Origin of the sequence: Paracandidimonas soli, assembly GCF_004342005.1 — a bacterium.
Taxonomy (GTDB): Bacteria; Pseudomonadota; Gammaproteobacteria; order Burkholderiales; family Burkholderiaceae_B; genus Paracandidimonas; species Paracandidimonas soli.
Genome location: NZ_SMBX01000003.1, coordinates 395,909 through 411,831, shown reverse-complemented (window position 1 = coordinate 411,831; position 15,923 = coordinate 395,909). Strand labels below are relative to the sequence as shown.

The 15,923-nt window shown below is 63.9% G+C and carries 18 protein-coding genes; 5 read left to right on the top strand and 13 right to left on the bottom strand.

The window, feature by feature from the left end:
* The first annotated feature begins 5 nt into the window (after positions 1 to 5).
* Genes fliO through fliR form a run of 4 tightly spaced genes read left to right on the top strand, consistent with a single transcriptional unit; the run spans position 6 to position 2,214 of the window.
* Positions 6 to 335 (top strand): flagellar biosynthetic protein FliO, encoded by a 330-nt coding sequence (fliO, locus tag EV686_RS08955; protein ID WP_132475844.1) that lies wholly within the window; start codon positions 6 to 8, stop codon positions 333 to 335.
* The gene (fliP, locus tag EV686_RS08950; RefSeq protein ID WP_132475841.1) at positions 336 to 1,124 is read left to right on the top strand and encodes a flagellar type III secretion system pore protein FliP; all 789 of its coding nucleotides are present in this window, start codon (positions 336 to 338) and stop codon (positions 1,122 to 1,124) included.
* 8 nt (positions 1,125 to 1,132) lie between these two features.
* A complete protein-coding gene (gene fliQ / locus EV686_RS08945) occupies positions 1,133 to 1,402 on the top strand; it encodes a flagellar biosynthesis protein FliQ (protein WP_132475838.1) in 270 nt (89 codons plus the stop codon).
* Between the two features lie 26 nt (positions 1,403 to 1,428).
* The gene (fliR, locus tag EV686_RS08940; RefSeq protein ID WP_132475835.1) at positions 1,429 to 2,214 is read left to right on the top strand and encodes a flagellar biosynthetic protein FliR; all 786 of its coding nucleotides are present in this window, start codon (positions 1,429 to 1,431) and stop codon (positions 2,212 to 2,214) included.
* Between the two features lie 37 nt (positions 2,215 to 2,251).
* Here fliR and EV686_RS08935 read toward each other — a convergent pair whose 3' ends face one another.
* From EV686_RS08935 to flgB, 13 genes are all read right to left on the bottom strand, one after another.
* Positions 2,252 to 2,827 (bottom strand): hypothetical protein, encoded by a 576-nt coding sequence (locus tag EV686_RS08935; RefSeq protein WP_132475832.1) that lies wholly within the window; start codon positions 2,825 to 2,827, stop codon positions 2,252 to 2,254.
* The gene (locus tag EV686_RS08930; RefSeq protein WP_132475829.1) at positions 2,812 to 4,323 is read right to left on the bottom strand and encodes a methyl-accepting chemotaxis protein; all 1,512 of its coding nucleotides are present in this window, start codon (positions 4,321 to 4,323) and stop codon (positions 2,812 to 2,814) included. The genes EV686_RS08935 and EV686_RS08930 overlap by 16 nt, the downstream gene beginning before the upstream one ends.
* A complete protein-coding gene (gene flgL, locus EV686_RS08925; RefSeq protein ID WP_132475826.1) occupies positions 4,323 to 5,588 on the bottom strand; it encodes a flagellar hook-associated protein FlgL in 1,266 nt (421 codons plus the stop codon). The genes EV686_RS08930 and flgL overlap by 1 nt, the downstream gene beginning before the upstream one ends.
* 91 nt (positions 5,589 to 5,679) lie before the next feature.
* The gene (gene flgK / locus EV686_RS08920) at positions 5,680 to 7,344 is read right to left on the bottom strand and encodes a flagellar hook-associated protein FlgK (RefSeq protein ID WP_132475823.1); all 1,665 of its coding nucleotides are present in this window, start codon (positions 7,342 to 7,344) and stop codon (positions 5,680 to 5,682) included.
* A gap of 111 nt (positions 7,345 to 7,455) precedes the next feature.
* Positions 7,456 to 8,499 (bottom strand): flagellar assembly peptidoglycan hydrolase FlgJ, encoded by a 1,044-nt coding sequence (gene flgJ / locus EV686_RS08915; protein ID WP_132475820.1) that lies wholly within the window; start codon positions 8,497 to 8,499, stop codon positions 7,456 to 7,458.
* A 15-nt stretch (positions 8,500 to 8,514) separates the two neighbouring features.
* Entirely contained in the window at positions 8,515 to 9,630 is a 1,116-nt protein-coding gene (locus EV686_RS08910; protein ID WP_165972555.1) for a flagellar basal body P-ring protein FlgI, read from the bottom strand.
* 13 nt (positions 9,631 to 9,643) lie between these two features.
* A complete protein-coding gene (locus EV686_RS08905; RefSeq protein ID WP_377748291.1) occupies positions 9,644 to 10,339 on the bottom strand; it encodes a flagellar basal body L-ring protein FlgH in 696 nt (231 codons plus the stop codon).
* A 6-nt stretch (positions 10,340 to 10,345) separates the two neighbouring features.
* Entirely contained in the window at positions 10,346 to 11,131 is a 786-nt protein-coding gene (gene flgG / locus EV686_RS08900; RefSeq protein ID WP_132475814.1) for a flagellar basal-body rod protein FlgG, read from the bottom strand.
* A 30-nt stretch (positions 11,132 to 11,161) separates the two neighbouring features.
* Complete coding sequence (flgF, locus tag EV686_RS08895) at positions 11,162 to 11,908, bottom strand: flagellar basal-body rod protein FlgF (RefSeq protein ID WP_132475811.1); 747 nt, start codon at positions 11,906 to 11,908, stop codon at positions 11,162 to 11,164.
* 11 nt (positions 11,909 to 11,919) lie between these two features.
* Positions 11,920 to 13,164, bottom strand: coding sequence for a flagellar hook protein FlgE (gene flgE / locus EV686_RS08890; protein ID WP_132475808.1), 1,245 nt, complete (start codon positions 13,162 to 13,164; stop codon positions 11,920 to 11,922).
* A 63-nt stretch (positions 13,165 to 13,227) separates the two neighbouring features.
* Complete coding sequence (locus EV686_RS08885; RefSeq protein ID WP_132475805.1) at positions 13,228 to 13,923, bottom strand: flagellar hook capping FlgD N-terminal domain-containing protein; 696 nt, start codon at positions 13,921 to 13,923, stop codon at positions 13,228 to 13,230.
* A 76-nt stretch (positions 13,924 to 13,999) separates the two neighbouring features.
* Entirely contained in the window at positions 14,000 to 14,416 is a 417-nt protein-coding gene (gene flgC, locus EV686_RS08880) for a flagellar basal body rod protein FlgC (RefSeq protein ID WP_132475802.1), read from the bottom strand.
* 27 nt (positions 14,417 to 14,443) lie between these two features.
* Positions 14,444 to 14,851 carry a flagellar basal body rod protein FlgB gene (gene flgB, locus EV686_RS08875; RefSeq protein ID WP_132475799.1) on the bottom strand — a complete coding sequence of 136 codons (408 nt, stop codon included), beginning with the start codon at positions 14,849 to 14,851 and terminating at the stop codon, positions 14,444 to 14,446.
* Positions 14,852 to 15,086: 235 nt separating this feature from the next.
* Here flgB and flgA point away from each other — a divergent pair, with 235 nt between their 5' ends.
* Positions 15,087 to 15,785: a flagellar basal body P-ring formation chaperone FlgA gene (gene flgA, locus EV686_RS08870; protein ID WP_132475796.1), complete on the top strand. Its 699-nt coding sequence runs from the start codon at positions 15,087 to 15,089 to the stop codon at positions 15,783 to 15,785.
* Positions 15,786 to 15,923: the final 138 nt, after the last annotated feature.

The following is a 15,923-nucleotide window of genomic DNA, read 5'->3' as shown; positions in this document are numbered from 1 at the left end:
GCGACATGGCTGAAATCGACATTCTCAGGATCTCGGCAAGCCTGATTTCCATTCTTGCCCTGATATTCCTGCTGGCATGGATGGTCCGCCGCATCGGCTGGGTGCGCGGAGGATCCAGCCGCCCAATGCATCTTGTCAGCACCCAGAGCCTGGGGCCGCGCGCCCAGCTCGCCATGGTCGAGGTCGGCGGGCGGTGCCTGGTCCTGGGCGTGACCGCGCACCAGGTCACCCTGCTCGATACCTTGCCTGCCGAACAGGTCCAGCGCGCCGACGCCTCCGAGCTCTCCTCCTCTTTCGCCGGCGCCCTGAAAGCGGTACTGCAGCGAGGCGCCTGAATGATCATGCTCCAAAGCGCGGCAAGCACGCGGCCGCCGCACCGGGCGCAGCCGTGGCTCCTGCTTCTCGCCCTGCTCCTGGCGGCGCTTCTGCCGCAGGACGCGGCCGCGCAGGCGCTGCCCGCCATCACGGCCACCCCGGGCGCGGACGGCAGCCAGACCTATTCCCTCAGCATGCAGACACTGCTGCTGCTGACGCTGCTGTCCTTCCTGCCCGCGATACTGATGATGATGACGGGCTTCACACGCATCATCATCGTACTGAGCCTGCTGCGCAACGCCATGGGCACGGGCGCATCGCCGCCCAATTCCGTACTGATCGGCATCGCGCTGTTCCTGACGTTCTTCGCCATGTCGCCGGTCTTCGACCAGATCTACGCCCAGGCCTACCAGCCGCTGAGCCAGGGGCTGATCGATTTCGAAACCGCCCTGCGGCAGGCGTCGCAGCCGCTGCACACATTCATGCTGCACCATACCCGCGAGGCCGACCTGCTGCTGTTCGCCTCGATGGCTGACCTTCCCCCCGTGGACAGTCCGGAACAGACGCCGCTGCGCGTGCTCGTGCCCGCGTTCATTACCAGCGAACTGAAAACCGCGTTCCAGATCGGCTTTACCATCTTCATTCCCTTTCTCATCATCGACCTGGTTGTCGCCAGCGTGCTGATGTCGCTGGGCATGATGATGGTGCCGCCCGTCACGATTTCGCTGCCGTTCAAGCTGATGCTCTTCGTCCTGGCGGATGGCTGGCATCTGCTGCTCGGTTCGCTGGCGCGCAGCTTCTACATTTGAGAGGCCCCATGACTTCAGAATACGTGATGTCCCTGATCTACATGGCCATGAAGACCACGCTGTTCATGGCCGGGCCGCTGCTGCTCGTGACGCTGGTCGTGGGCCTTGTCATCAGCATTTTCCAGGCCGCCACGCAAATCAATGAAATGACGCTGTCGTTCATTCCCAAGCTGCTGGCCGTCGGGATTGCTCTGGCCGTCATCGGCCCGTGGCAGATAGGCACCATGGTCGACTACATCCGCAATCTGCTGCAGCAGATTCCGACCCTGGCCTCCTGAGCCGGGGTTCCGGGAGCAGGCGCGCCATGTTTTCCTTCCAGCTCGAAGAGCTCTACGGCTGGATCAATGCCTTTCTCTGGCCATGCTTCCGTCTGCTGGGCCTGATGGGAACGGCCCCGTTGTTCAGCGACTCCGCCATACCGGCGCGCGTCAAGGTGGGGCTGGCCGCCATGACGGCAATCGCCGTGGCCCCCGCCATCGGCCCGATGCCCGAGGCGCCCACGGCATCCTTCGCCGGCCTGATGATCAGCGCGCAGCAAGTCATGATCGGCGTCGCCCTGGGCCTCGTCATGCGCATCGTCTTCGCCGCCGTGCAGACCGCCGGAGAATTCATCGGCCTGCAGATGGGGCTTTCCTTCGCTTCGTTCTTCGACCCCGCCACCGGCGCGAATACCGCGGTACTGTCGCGCATCATGAATGTCATGGCGGTCTTGCTGTTCCTGTCCATGAACGGCCACCTGCTCGTGCTGGGCGGGCTGCTGAATACCTTCGAGCTGATCCCCATCGGCCAGCCGCGCCTGAACCCGGATGGCTGGGGCGTGCTGCTCGAATGGAGCGGACAGATCATGATATCGGGCATGCTGCTGGCGCTGCCGCTCATCATCATCCTGCTCACCATCAGCCTCTCGCTGGGCATCCTGAATCGCACGGCGCAGCAGTTGTCGGTATTCGCCGTCGGCTTTCCGATCAGCCTGCTGGTCGGGCTGATCCTGCTGGCCGTGGTATTGCCGCAAACCGGGGATTTTCTTGCCCGGCTGTTCCAGCAAGGCTATGAAACCATGGGCAGGCTGACATGGGCGCTGGCGGAATAGCCGGCACCCGGACAGACCGCAGCCATTCCCCCCTGTGTTATCGGACTGCGTCCCCGGCCTGGCGCGCGCCGGCATCCACCGGGAACACGGCCACGGGCGAATCGACGGGTTGCGATCCCAGGCTGCCCAGCGGCCCGCCCAGAGACATATCTCCGCCGGGCGCATGCGGCGCCTGGCCTGGACCCGGCGCCAGAGAAGCCCCGCTGGAAGAGACCGCCGCCGCTTCCTGTACTTCCCCTGGCCTGGAAATATTGACCGTATTCACGACTCGGCGATAGCGTCCATCCGCATCGAAGGCGATCCACAATTCCTGGCGCCAATACAATGCATCGGTGACCAATGAGGCGCCGGACGCCCAGCGCGCCATGAACGGCCCTTCCGCCTCCCGATAGACCGCCACGGGATCTGCGCCAAGGCTTTCGCTGATCTGGGCCAGCGTCGTAACGCCAGGCTGCAGCGCCCCCAGGCTGCCGCCGCTAAGCGGAATCGCGCTGCCGGAACAGCCGGCCGCCAGCAGCAAGGCCGGCAACGCCAGCCATTTCCGGCATCCGGCCGGCAGCACGGAAAAGCGCGACCGCCGGGAAACCGCCTGCCCCATCAGAATTCGACCCAATCGTCGTCACTGGCCACCGGTTGCGACGGCTTGCGCGGCGGGCGCTGCGCCTGGGCCGCCGGCACGGCGCCAATGAATGCCGACGCATGCTCTTTGCCTGAAGCGTGGGACGCAGCCTGCCTGGCGGGCGCCGCCGTCTTCATTCCAGTCACAGCGCCTTTTTCGGATCCGGATTGGGCAAGCGCCGCATTTTTCTTCCCGTTGGCGGGCGCGGGCCTTGCAATGGCGGAACGCGCTTGCGCCGCTGCGCCGGAAGCCGCCGTCGCCCTGCGCGCCGCCGTTTCAGCGCCGGCCCTCTTGCTCGCCAGCCCCACCGCCGCCACAGGCGCCGCCTGGGGCAATGAAGCCATTACGTCGATGACCTGCCCTTCGAGCGCGCGAAAACCCGATACCGCCTGGAACACCTGCGCCACATCCTTGTCCAGGCTGGAAACCGCCAGGGCTTCCTTCTGCACCAGGCTTGCATTGTTCCGCGTCATTTCGTCCATGCTGGCGATGGCGCGGTTGATCTCTTCGATGCCGCTGGCCTGTTCCGTCGTGGCTGCCGAGATTTCGCCCATGATGTCCGTCACCCTGGCGACGGATTCCACGATTTCCTGCATGGTGGCGCCGGCCGTCTCGACCTGTCCGGATCCCTCCGACACCTTGCGCACGGAATCCTCGATCAGCGTCTTGATCTCTTTTGCCGCCTGCGCGCTGCGCTGCGCCAGCGCACGCACTTCCGATGCCACGACCGCGAATCCCTTGCCCTGCTCGCCGGCGCGCGCGGCCTCGACGGCGGCATTCAGCGCCAGGATGTTCGTCTGGAACGCAATGCTGTCGATGACACCGACGATATCGGCGATTTTCTGGGAACTGTCGGAAATACCGTTCATCGTGGCGACGACCTCGCCGACGGCGCTGCCCCCCCGATGCGCCACATCCGAGGCCATGCTGGCCAGCTGATTGGCCTGGCGCGCATTGTCGGCATTCTGCCTGACCGTCGTGGACAGCTGTTCCATGCTGACAACAGTCTGCTGCAATGCGCTGGCCTGCTGCTCCGTCCGGCTGCCGAGGTCCGCGTTGCCCGCCACCAGCTCCTGTGTGCCCGACGAGATTCCGGCCATGCCGTTGCGTACGCCATGCACCAGACGGCTCAGGCTGTCCTGCAGACGCCGGAGCGATGCGTGCACGGCGCCGATTTCGCTGGCGGCAGTCTGCTCGATCCGCTGCGTCAAATCACCCGAGGCGATCGCCTCGACGTGCCGCGACAGGCTCCTCAAGGGCCGCAGCACCGCGCGGTTGAAGAACACGCCGGCGACCAGGGCCAGGAAACACGTCAGCGCCAGCAGTCCGCCGAAGGCGTACTGCCAGTATCCTGGCAGCGATGCCCCCGCACCGTCCTGCAGCCAATACCATCCCAGCGCTATCGCCGCCAGCGCGGGCAGTGACAGAACCGCGACCCACAGGCCGAACCACCTTCCCAATCCCGGGAAACCCGATGCATGCGTTGTCATCAATTACCCCTCATCGCCAGCAGATTGGCGCTTTGAATTTTGCGGAAAGCCAGTGCCGCGGCTTCGAGAGCCGCGCTGCGCAGCTGCAGCTGTGTCGTCGCCGTGTTGTAATCCAGGTCCTGCAGACTCGCGAGCTGCTTGCTGTAGCCCAGATTGCGGGACATGCCGGCATAGTCGATGGAATCCAGTTCGGCCAGCCGCGCGCCTACCGAAGAGCGCACCGTCAGAACATTGTCGTAGTGCACGTCGAAGCGCTGGATGGCGGTGGCCAGCTCATTGCGCAGTGAGGCCAGGACGGCCGCATCAGTGTTGTTGTTGGTCGACGACTCGAGCGCCTCGATGATGTTGTCGAAGGAGGCGAATATGTTCAGCTCTGCGGTTCCCATCTCCCTGGCCGGATCCGCATTGAAACTGTCGCCATCGGCGGGCTGACCTTCCAGGCGAATGCTGACGCCGCCGGGCAACTGCAGCGTGGTGCCCGCCGAAGCGTCGTAGGCCGATGTCGTTGGCGTGCCGACGATTGCGCCGGCCGGATCCTTGACGGTCACGGTATATTCCATTCCCGCTGCCGGATCCGCCGGATCGATGGCGGAAAATGCGATCTCGAAGCGGTTGCCCACATTGCTGCCGGCCGGATCCGTGATGGATGCCGTGCTGATGACGGCAGTGCCGGTATTGCCCGTATTCGCGGTCGTCAGGTATTTCTGCGTTCCCGGCGTCGCGCGCGCGAACACATCGGAACCCAGGTCACCGCCATCGATCTGCCGCGTCTGGTCGACCTGCACCAGGCGATCTCCGGCAAAGTTCTGCCATACGCCGTTCGAGTCGAAAGGCTGCTGGCTGCCCTGGAAGCCTGAAAACAGATACTGGCCATTGCCATCGGTGGCATTGGCCAGCGCCAGCATGTTCTCTTTGGCGCTGCGCAGCACGCCCGCCAGGGAGCGGCGGTCCGCGTCGGAGAGCGTGCCATTGCCGGCGTTGACCAGTTCCCGCTTGATATCGCTCAGCAGCACGGTCACCGAATTCAGGGTTTCTTCTTCGATGCCCAGGCTTTGCTGCGCCACGCCGCGATTGGCGGCGTAGCGCTCATTCATGGACTGGGACTGACTGATATTGATGGCCTGCGCAGCCGCCAGCGGATCATCGGAGGGCGTCACCATGCGGCGGCCGCTGCCGACCTGCTGGTAGATGTGCAGAAGATCGGCCTGCTGCGCATTGAGCGAATTCAGGCCGGTCTGGAAGAACAGGGAAGTACTGATACGCATGGCGGAAATTCCGGTAGTTGATCTGGCGTATGCGGGTAAACAGTAATCAAAGGCAAAGGTCCGGCCGGGAACTCCCCGGCCGCCGCAAGCATCAGTTGCGCAGGCTCAGCAACGTGTCGAACAACGATGAGCTGACGTCGATCATGCGGGAAGCTGCGCGGAACTGCTCCAGGTAACGGTCCAGGTTGACCAGCTCCTCGTTGACGTTGACGCCCGACACTGCCTGCTGTGCCGCGTAGTTCTGCTGAATGAGGGACGACTGCGCCTTGGCCGCCGTGGCATTCTGCTGCCCCAGCACCGCGACCTTGTTGACCACCTGGGAAAAGGCCTCGTTCATGCTCATGGTGCCGTTGGCGAGGACTTTCTTTTCCTGCAGGCCGGCCATGGCCAGCGCGTTATTGCCGTTGGCGGAACCGCCGTCGACATCGGCTGCCGCGATCTGGCCGGGATCCGTCAGGTTCAGCCCGATGCTGCCCGCCGCGGCGCGCGTGGGTTGCAACAGCCAGGTATCGCCCGCTTGCGGAGCGCCGCCCTCGAAGCTGAGCGTCAGCCCCTCGACTTCCAGTCCATTGGCAGCCGCATCGGCCTCTGAAACCGTTTGAATGACGGTGCTGCCGGGGAGACGCACAACATTGTAATTACCGCCTTCGAATGTGATGCGGTAATCCTTGCCCGTCAATTGCTCGGCTCCGGTAAGCTCGGCCTTGATGCTGGCCGCACCGTTATTGCCTTGATGGGGAATCGCCGTCGCCTGTCCCAGCGTAAAGAATGCCACTCCGTCCGCGCCGTTGGCATCGACGCCGTTCTCATGCAGTTCATTGATCGCAATGGCCAGCCCGGCAGCCATCCGGCCCAGGTCGTTCTGCACGGTGTCCAGCGCCTCTTGCCGGTACTTGACCAGGCCGCCGAGACTGCCGCCCGTGATGTAGGACTCGTCGATCTCGACCGGCGACATATTGCCGGATGCATCGACAGTGGAATAAGCCACGACCGTGCGCGTCGGATCCGAAGCCGACTGCACCGCCTGCAGCGGATAGACCGTATTGCCTCCCAGCACCAGTTGCCCGTTGCCGATGGTGAGGCTGATGGTGTCGTCGCCGTGCGGAACCACCTTGACGCCGACCAGGGTATTGAGTTCGGACACCAGTTGGTCGCGCTGGTCCAGCAAATCGTTGGGTGCATGGCCGGACGAGCTGGCCTTGGCGGAAAGAATCTGCTTGTTCAGGTCGCCGATTCGCTCGACATAGCTGTTGACCTGGGTAACGACCGTCGTGATCTGCGTATTGATGTTGCCGCGCTGGGAATCCAGGAAGGCGTTGGTGTCGTTGATCTGCCCCACCAGGCTTGCGGCGCGGCCCAGCAGTTCCTGGCGCGCGGCCGGATCGGCAGGAGAGGACGCCACGGCATTCATGCCGGCGAAGAATTTTTGCAGCGCGGGAGAAATGCCCGTGGTATTGTCGGCGAACAGATTGTTGACCTGGGTGATTTCGTTGCCATAGCTGACGAGCGCCGCGCCGCCGCTCTGGGCGCTGACCAGCTGGCGATACAGGAAGTTGTCGTAGGAACGTTGCACCGTCACGGCTTCGACGCCGCGGCCGATGTAGCCGGAGCCCATGTTGACGGCGCCCGCGGTTGCCGTGATGACCCGCTGGCGGTTATAGCCATCGGTATCGGCATTGTTGATATTGTGTCCCGCGGTATTCAGGCGGTTCTGCGCCGCATTCATCGCCGCCAGACCGAGATTTGCTAGATTCATGGACAATTCGCCTCAGAGCATTTCAGCGGGCGCCTGTTGCAGGGAGGCCCGCGCACACATGGTTAACGGCAAGCGGCTGCCATTCTTTACCTTTGCGAAGCCGGGATACGCTCAGCGCTCCAGCATCGCCAGGTTCACCGCGGCAGGAGCCTTTCCTCCCGCGGCCGCGGGCCGGCCGCCCTCTTCCAGATAGCGCATGATGGAAATCAGCTTGTCGCTATAGGAAGGATCCGTGGCATAGCCCGCCTCGTGGATGCGCTTGGCCGCCTCTTCCGCCGTCGCCGCCTGCGTCACCGCGCTGTAGCGCGGGCTGTTGCCGATCAGGTCGGCATAGTCGGCAAGCGCCTCTTCGTAAGAGTCATAGGCGCGGAATGTCTGCACCATTTTGCGCGGCTGCCCGTTTTCGTACTCCGTCGTCACAATGTCGGCCACCTTGCCCGTCCAGCGGCTGCCGGCCTTGATGCCGAACAGATTATGCGTGGTGCTTCCGTCGGGATGCTTGATCTCGCGCCGCCCCCAGCCGGACTCCAGCGCCGCCTGGCTCATGATGAGCTTGGCAGGGATGCCGCTTCCCTCCGCGGCCGTCTGCACGGCATCCGTCATGCGCGACACGAACGACTGGATATGGCGCGGCGCGCCCTGTATGGCGGAAAACGCCGCGCCCACCACCGGAATGCGGGAGGTGAGCTGTTCGATCAGCGCCGTCAGAGACGGCGCATCGATGCGGCGGCCATCCGTATCCTGCCCGGCCTTCGCCGTATCCCGGGACGGCTGCGCTGCGGCATCCGGCGACGCAATGCCCGACGACGCGGCTACCGGCCCGCCATGGCCGCGCATCTGGTCGAGCAGCGCCTGAGCCAGCCCCATGCCAGGCGTCGCCAGCTGCAAGGCGAGCTGTTCGTCGCCCATGCTCTGGGCCATGCGTGTCTGATCGCTTTCGAAGGGCGAATCGTGCAGGCCGGCGGATGCCTGCCGCGCCTGCTTCAGGAACTGCTGGATCAGCAAAGCCTCGAACTGCCTCGCGACCTCTTCCTGGGCCGCCTCGGATCCCTTGCCTACTCCGGAGCGAACTGAATGCCCCAAGGCGTCCAGACGCCCGAATTCCAGCGCGGAGTCCGCATCGGAAGGACGGGTGATCGAATAGGCATATGACATGACTTGCTCCGGACCTCAGACGATTTCGAGATCGGCGCGCAATGCGCCCGCGCTCTTCAGGTTCTGCAGGATGGACAGCAGCTCCTGGGGAGTCGCGCCCAGCGCATTGAGCGCGCGAACGACATCGGCCAGGTTGGCGCTGGTGCTCATGCGCTGCAATGCGCCCTGGTCGCTGCGCATCTCGATCTGGGTGCTGGGCGTCACCACGGTCTGCCCGCCGCCGAACGGCGTATCGGGCTGGCTGACCTGCGCCTGCTGGCTGATGATGACCGACAGATTGCCGTAGGCGACAGCGGCTTCCTCGATGGTGACGGTGCGGTTCATGACCACGGAGCCCGTGCGCGCATTGATGATGACCTTGGCCCTGGCCGGCGGCAGCTTCACCTGGATGTTCTCCACCCGGGACAGGAAATCCGCCTGGGCCGCGGGGTCCATCGGGCCATTGAGCCTGACCACCCGGCCGTCGACCACCTGGGCGATCCCCGCGCCCAACTGCGCATTCAGCGCCGTCGCCACGCTTTGCGCGATGCCGAAGTCGCCAGTATTCATTTCCAGGTGGACGATGCCGTCGCGGGCATAAGTGGTAGGCACGCTGCGCTCCACGATGGCGCCATTGGTGATGATGCCGCCGTTGAGCTGGTTCACCTGCACGCTGGAGCCGCCAGCGGACGCCCCCGCGCCTCCGACCAGCAGATTGCCCTGCGCAATGGCGTAGACCTGCCCGTTCGCCCCCTTGAGCGGCGTCATCAGCAACGTGCCGCCCCGCAGGCTCTTGGCATTGCCCATGGAGGAAACCACGACGTCCAGCGACTGGCCCGGCCTGGCGAATGCGGGAAGGTTCGTCGTCACGATGACGGCGGCCACGTTCTTGACCTGCATATTGGTGCCTTGCGGGACCGTCACGCCCAGCTGCGACAGCATATTGGTCAGGCTTTGCTGCGTGAACGGCGTCTGCCTGACCTGGTCGCCACTGCCGTCCAGCCCCACTACCAGCCCGTATCCGATCAGCGGATTGTCGCGCACGCCCTGGATGGATGCCAGATCCTTGATGCGGTCCGCCTGCGCATGCCCCGCGAACAGCAGCGGGAACGCCAGAACGGCCAGAGCCCGCCGGAGGAATGATATGGTCATGACCTTGTACATGCTAGAACGGGGAAATATTCAGGAAGAAGCGCTGCAGCCAGCCCATGGTCTGGACCTCGTCCATGACGCCCTTGCTGCGGAACTCGATGCGCGCATCGGCCACCTGCGTGGAAAGCACGGTATTCGAACCCGTGATGGAGCGCGGATCCACCACGCCCGAAAAGCGCAGATGCTCGCTGCCGCGATTGATGGCGATCTGCTTTTCGCCCGCGAGCTGCAGATTGCCGTTGGGCAGCACGCCCACGACCGTCGTGGTCAGCGTGCCCGAGAAAGTATTGTCCGCCCGCGAGCTTCCCTGCCCGTTCGCCTGGTTGCCGCCTTCCACATCGAAATTCTGGCGGGCGCCCAGATCGCCGGGCAGGAAGGAAGGCGCCAGGCCGAAGTCCAGGGATCCGCTGCCGGTGCGATTGGTCGAAGTTGCCACGTTCTTGGCGGCGTTCGTGCGTTCCTGGATGATGATGGTGACCACGTCACCCACATTGCGGGGCCGACGATCCTCGAACAACGGATAGTTGCCATAGGCCGTCGGCTGGTAGATCGCTCCATTGGCCTCGACGGGAGTCATTGCCTGCATGGGAGGCGTCGCCGTCAGCGGTCCCGTGACAATAGGCTCGGGCGGAATCATGGCGCAGCCGGACAGCACTGCCATTACGATGAAAGGCAGGAAAAAAACGCGGCGGCGCAGTTGCTGCATCATCATGGCTCAGATCTGGGTCAGGCGCGCCAGCATCTGGTCGGACGTCTGCACGGCCTTGCTGTTCATTTCGTAGGCGCGCTGGGTCGTAATCATGTTGACCAGTTCCTCGGCCACATTGACGTTGGAAGTTTCGGTGTACTTCTGGATGATCAGTCCGCCGCCGTCCAGTCCCGGCTGCACGAAGTTGGCGGGGCCCGATGCATCCGTTTCGACGTACAGGTTCTCGCCCATGCTCTGCAGGCCCGTGGGATTGATGAAGGTGCTGAGCTGCAGCTGTCCCACCTGCACGCTGGTGCCCGCCGCGCCCGGCTGGGTCACCGATACCGTGCCGTCGCGACCGATCGTGACTTCCAGCGCATTGTCGGGAATGTTGATGGGAGGCTGGATGGGATAGCCGCCGGCCGTCACCAACTGGCCGTTCTGGTCAGTCTGCAGGCTGCCGTCGCGGGTATAGGCGAAGGAGCCGTCGGGCATTTCGACCTGCAGCATGCCATGGCCCTGGATGGCGATATCCAGCGGCTGACCGGTCTCGCGCAGGTTGCCTTGCGAATGGATGCGCTGCGTCGCCACCGTGCGCACGCCCGTGCCGATCTGCAGGCCGGAAGGCAGCTGATTGGCGTCGCCGACCTGCGCGCCCGGCTGGCGCACCGTCTGGTACATGAGATCCTCGAACACGGCCCGGCCGCGCTTGAAACTCGTGGTGTTGACGTTGGCCAGGTTGTTGGAAATCACATCCATGTTGGTCTGCTGCGATTCCAGGCCTGTCTTGGCAATCCAGAGAGAACGGATCATGGGTATTCCTTTATGCTAGGTCGACGGCGGTCAGCCGTTGGTCGACAGAATGGAGTTGGCGCGCTCTTCGTTGCCCGAGGCATCGCGGATGACCTTCATCTGCATTTCGAAGCGGCGCGCGTTGTTGATCATGCCAACCATCGTCTCCGCGACGCTGACATTGCTTTTCTCGATGAAACCGGACACAACGCCGATCGCAGGATCGGCCGGCGCCGCCGCGCCCTGCGGCAGGCGGAACAGGCCGTCGTCGCCTCGGACCAGTTGCTCTTCGGGCGGATTCACCAGCTTGAGCTGGCCGATCATCTGGATCTCGCGCGGATTCTCGCCCGCTCCCAGCACATTGATGGCGCCATCGACACCGAACGTCAGCGTGCCGCGCTCGGGAATCTCGATGGGAGCGCCATCCGCGGAAAGCACCGGGCGCCCGGTCTGCGTGACCAACAGGTTTTCCGCATTGACGGCGAACTCTCCGGCGCGGGTATAGGCCTCGCCCTCGGGCGTCTGCACCGCGAACCAGCCTTCGCCGCGGATCGCCACATCCAGCGCGTGCCCGGTTTCCGCCATGACGCCGGGCTGCATGCGCGTGCCGGGCGTCGTGGCTACCGTGCTGACGCGCGTGTGCGCCATGTTCTCGCCCACGATGGGCACGGCGCGGTTGAGCGCCAGCTGCTCGCGAAAGCCCGCCGTGCTGGCATTGGCCATGTTGTTGCTGATGACGGCCTGCTGCTCCAGCGTGCGGGCGGCGCCCGCTGCGGCGGTATAGATGATGCGATCCATGCCCCGCCGCCTCAGCGCATCGTGATGAGCGTCTGCAGGATCTGGTCCTGCGTCTTGATGGTCTGCGCATTGGCCTGGTAGGTGCGCTGCGCGATGATCATCTTGACCAGTTCCTGGCTCATGTCGACGTTGGACTGCTCGACCGCCTGGCCCTTGAGCTGCGCCAGCCCGTTGGTACCCGGCGTGCCCAGGATGGGCTGGCCGGATGCGGCGGTTTCGATCCAGGCATTGCCGCCGACCGGTTGCAAGCCCTGCAGGTTATTGAAGTCGGCCAACGCGATATAGCCGACCTTCTTGGTCGCGCCATTGGTGTAATTGGCCTGGATGGCTCCATCGACACCGATCGACATGCTGGCGTACTCGCCCGAAGCATAGCCGTCCACGGTGAAGTTGGGCGCGAATGGACTGCCGAACTGCGTGGAGCCGGCGTAGTTCATGGCGATATCCAAGGCTGCGGCCGGAGAGCCGCTGCCGGCCGTTTGCACCGTCGCGGAAATACCGACCGTCGCAGTCGGGGTCGTCAGCACGCCGGCATCGCTGAAACGCAGTTGCTGTGGAACCGTCGCAGGATCCGTGTAGTCCGGGAGGCCATCCAACGTAGAACTCTCGTAATACACATCCCAGACGCTTTCTGAGCCAATGGCATCGCGCTTGACGAAGTACTGCGTCAGCACATGCTTGTTGCCCAGGGAGTCATAGATATCCAGCGGATAGGACTGCGTGAAAGACGCAGGGTCGCTCGAACTGAACGGGATGGTTGCGCCATCGATCGGCTTGGCATCAGCGTCCAGATTCGTCTGGAATTTGATGTTGCTGGTCGCCACCGGATCGATATTGCCCACAGGCACATTGATCGGGATCAGCGTATTGCCGGGAGTCCCGTCCGCATTCATGGCATAACCCGTCAACCGATGCCCCTGCGCGTTCACCAACTGCAGGTCCTTGTTCGGGAAGAACTCGCCGTTGCGCGAATACAGGACGGCGCCGCTGGCATCCACCAGCCGGAACAGGCCCTTCTGGCCGTCGATGGCCATGTCGAACTGGTTGCCCGTGCCCGCCACGGTACCGATGGTGAAGCGCTGGTTGACGCGCGATACCTGGGTGCCCAGGCCGACGCGTGAACTGGCGTATACATCGGCGAACGAAGCCGAGGACGACTTGAAGCCTACCGTGCCGGAGTTGGCGATATTGTTGCCGATGATGTCCAGGTCCTGCGCCGCAGCGTTCAGGCCGCTGAGTCCTTGTCCGAAACCCATGGTTTACCTCTCTGTGAGCAAATACGTTCATGCCGCGGCGGCGCATGCCGTGCGGCGTTGTCTTTACATGATCTTGCGAATGTCCAGCAGGGAATGCGATCCGGCCAGGCCCATGTCCACGCGCAGGCCGCTCGATGAGTAGGCCACGCTGGACACCTTGCCGTAGGTCAACGCAGAGGCGGATACCGGCTTGTCGTCCGCGTCCAGCGCCACGATGCGCACGCTGTAGGCGCCATCGACGACATCCGCGCCGCCTTCGCCCTTGCCGTCCCAGGTGAACGAATGCACGCCTTCGTCCAGCTTGCCCAGATCGATCTGGCGCACCACCTGGCCGGAGGCATCGACGATGCTCGCCGTGACCTTGGCCGCAGGCGCCAGCAGATCCACACCGTACGGCGTCGCCTCTTTGACGGAAGGATCGGAAGGATCGCTGCCGAGGCGAATCTTGTCGCCCGGTACCAGAACCGCCTTGCCTATCAGATTGGCCGCCTGCATGGACTGCGAGACATTCATCTGGCCCGACAGCGCCAGCAGGGTATTGTTCAGCTGATTGATGCCGTTGACCGTGGACAGCTGCGCGATCTGCGAAGTCACCTCGGCGTTGTCCATTGGGTTGAGCGGATCCTGGTTACGCAGCTGGGTGACCAGCAGCGTCAGGAAGCGGTCCTGCGTGCTGTCCATCAGGCTCTGCGTGCTGGCGTTCGCCATGCCCATCGCGGCGCTGGTCGTGTCCGCATAAGGAGAAGTGATCGTCGTCATTTGCCGTTTGTCCGTCCTGGAATCCCGTGGCTCAGAGGCTGGCGCCCTATGGGTTCGCGCCTGCCGGCCGCTGCGTTCATTGTCCGATGGAGAGCGTGCGCGTCATCAGGCTCTTGGCCGTGTTGATGACCTCGACATTGGCCTGGTACGAGCGCGAGGCGGAAATCATGTTGACCGTCTCGGCCACGACATCGACGTTCGACATCGTCACGTACCCCTGTTCGTTGGCCAGGGGATGGTGCGGGTCGTACTGCATGCGCGCCGGCGCCTCGCTTTGCGTCACGCCCGCCACGCTGACGCCGCCGACGCCAGGCATGGATCCCTGGCCAGCCATGGGCTCCATGCTGAACACCACTTGGCGCGCGCGATAGGGCTGGCCGTCGGGGCCTGCCACGCTATCGGCGTTGGCCATATTGCTGGCCGCCACGTTCATGCGCTGCGACTGGGCCGATAAGGCCGATCCGGCGATCTGGAAAATATTCAGCGTGCTCATGCTTTTCCCGTCCTATCCTGTTCTTTGTTACTGCTGCAGTGCGCTTTGCATGGAACGCAGGCGCTGCGATATCAGTGCGAGATCCGCCTGATAGCGCATGGTGTTGTCGGCGAACTGCACGCGCTCGACATCCATCTCGACGGTATTGCCGTCCAGGCTGGGCTGTACCGGCTGCCGGTATTGCAGAGTCTCGACCTGGGTCGCCGACGCCTGCGCGGGAATGTGCCGCGCCGACGTCAGCGCCAGGGAAACCGGGGGCACGCCCGCTTCCTGCCCCGTGGCCTTGCGCAGCTCCGATGCAAAATCGAAATCGCGCGCCTTGTATCCCGGCGTATCGGCATTGGCGATGTTGGCGGCCAGGACTTCCTGGCGCTGATGCCGCAACCCCAGGGCCGACTGGTAGAAATTCAGGTCTTGCGAAAGGCGGTCGATCATGGACTCGTATCCGTGAAACGTTGGAACCGGGCTGCGCCCTTTTTACTGCCGGGCCGCCCCTAGGTAAAAAGCGCCCTCCTCGGGAGGGCAGCAAGCCGCAGGCGCAGCGTGGGAGGCATTGTTCATCAGTGATGTGATAGTAAAGTCGGCCGCGCATCCATAAAGTGCAAAACAGACCGATATTTCCGATCCAGTTCCCGGAATGCGGCGTGGCGCGCCTGACTAAAATGAGCGCATGCCGAATCCGATTGCTCCGCTCCTGCGTTTCCATGCCGCCGCGCTTGCACTGCTGTGCCTGCCGGCCGCGCATGCCGGGTCGCAAGACCCCCAGGAAATCATCCAGCTCGCGGAACAGACCCTGCTCGAGCAGCCCAACCCCTACCAGGGCCAGCTGCAGGTTGCGGTGGAGCCTCCCGATACCGGCAAGCATCCCGCCTGCAGCCTGCTGCAGCCCTCGTTCTCCGCGGGCGCCAGGCTGCGTCCGCAAATGTCGGTGCGCATCCGCTGCCTGGCGCCGCAGCAATGGACCGTGCTCGTACGCGCCAGCCTTAGCCTGCCCGGCTTCCACTACGTCGCCAACCGCCAGATCAACCCCGGCGAAGTCATTTCCCTGGACGATCTGCATGCGGTGGAAAGCGATCTTCTGCGGCTCTCCACAGGCATCGCCACCGATCCCTCCAATGTCGTCGGCTATGTCGCCACGCAGCGTATCCCCGTCGGAGGCAGCATACGCACCAGCGCCCTGCGCGACCCGCAATCCGTCATGCGCGGATCGCACGTGCGCACGGAATTCAGGGGAAACGGCTTTTTCATCACCGGCGAAGGCCAGGCGCTGCAGACCGGCTCCCCCGGCAGCCATATCCAGGTAAAAACCTCGTCCGGCCAGGTCATCACAGGAATCGTGATCGACGCCACCACCATCCAGGTGCCCTGATGCCGGCCATTGCTCCCGGCGTAGCCTCCCATGCCAGATCCTGGCCGCGACCACTGCGCCGGCGCAGGCATCCGCTCCCTAAACTATTCCGGACACCTGACGTAATAGTTCCAGCCAATGCGCATTTCCTGGTCAGTT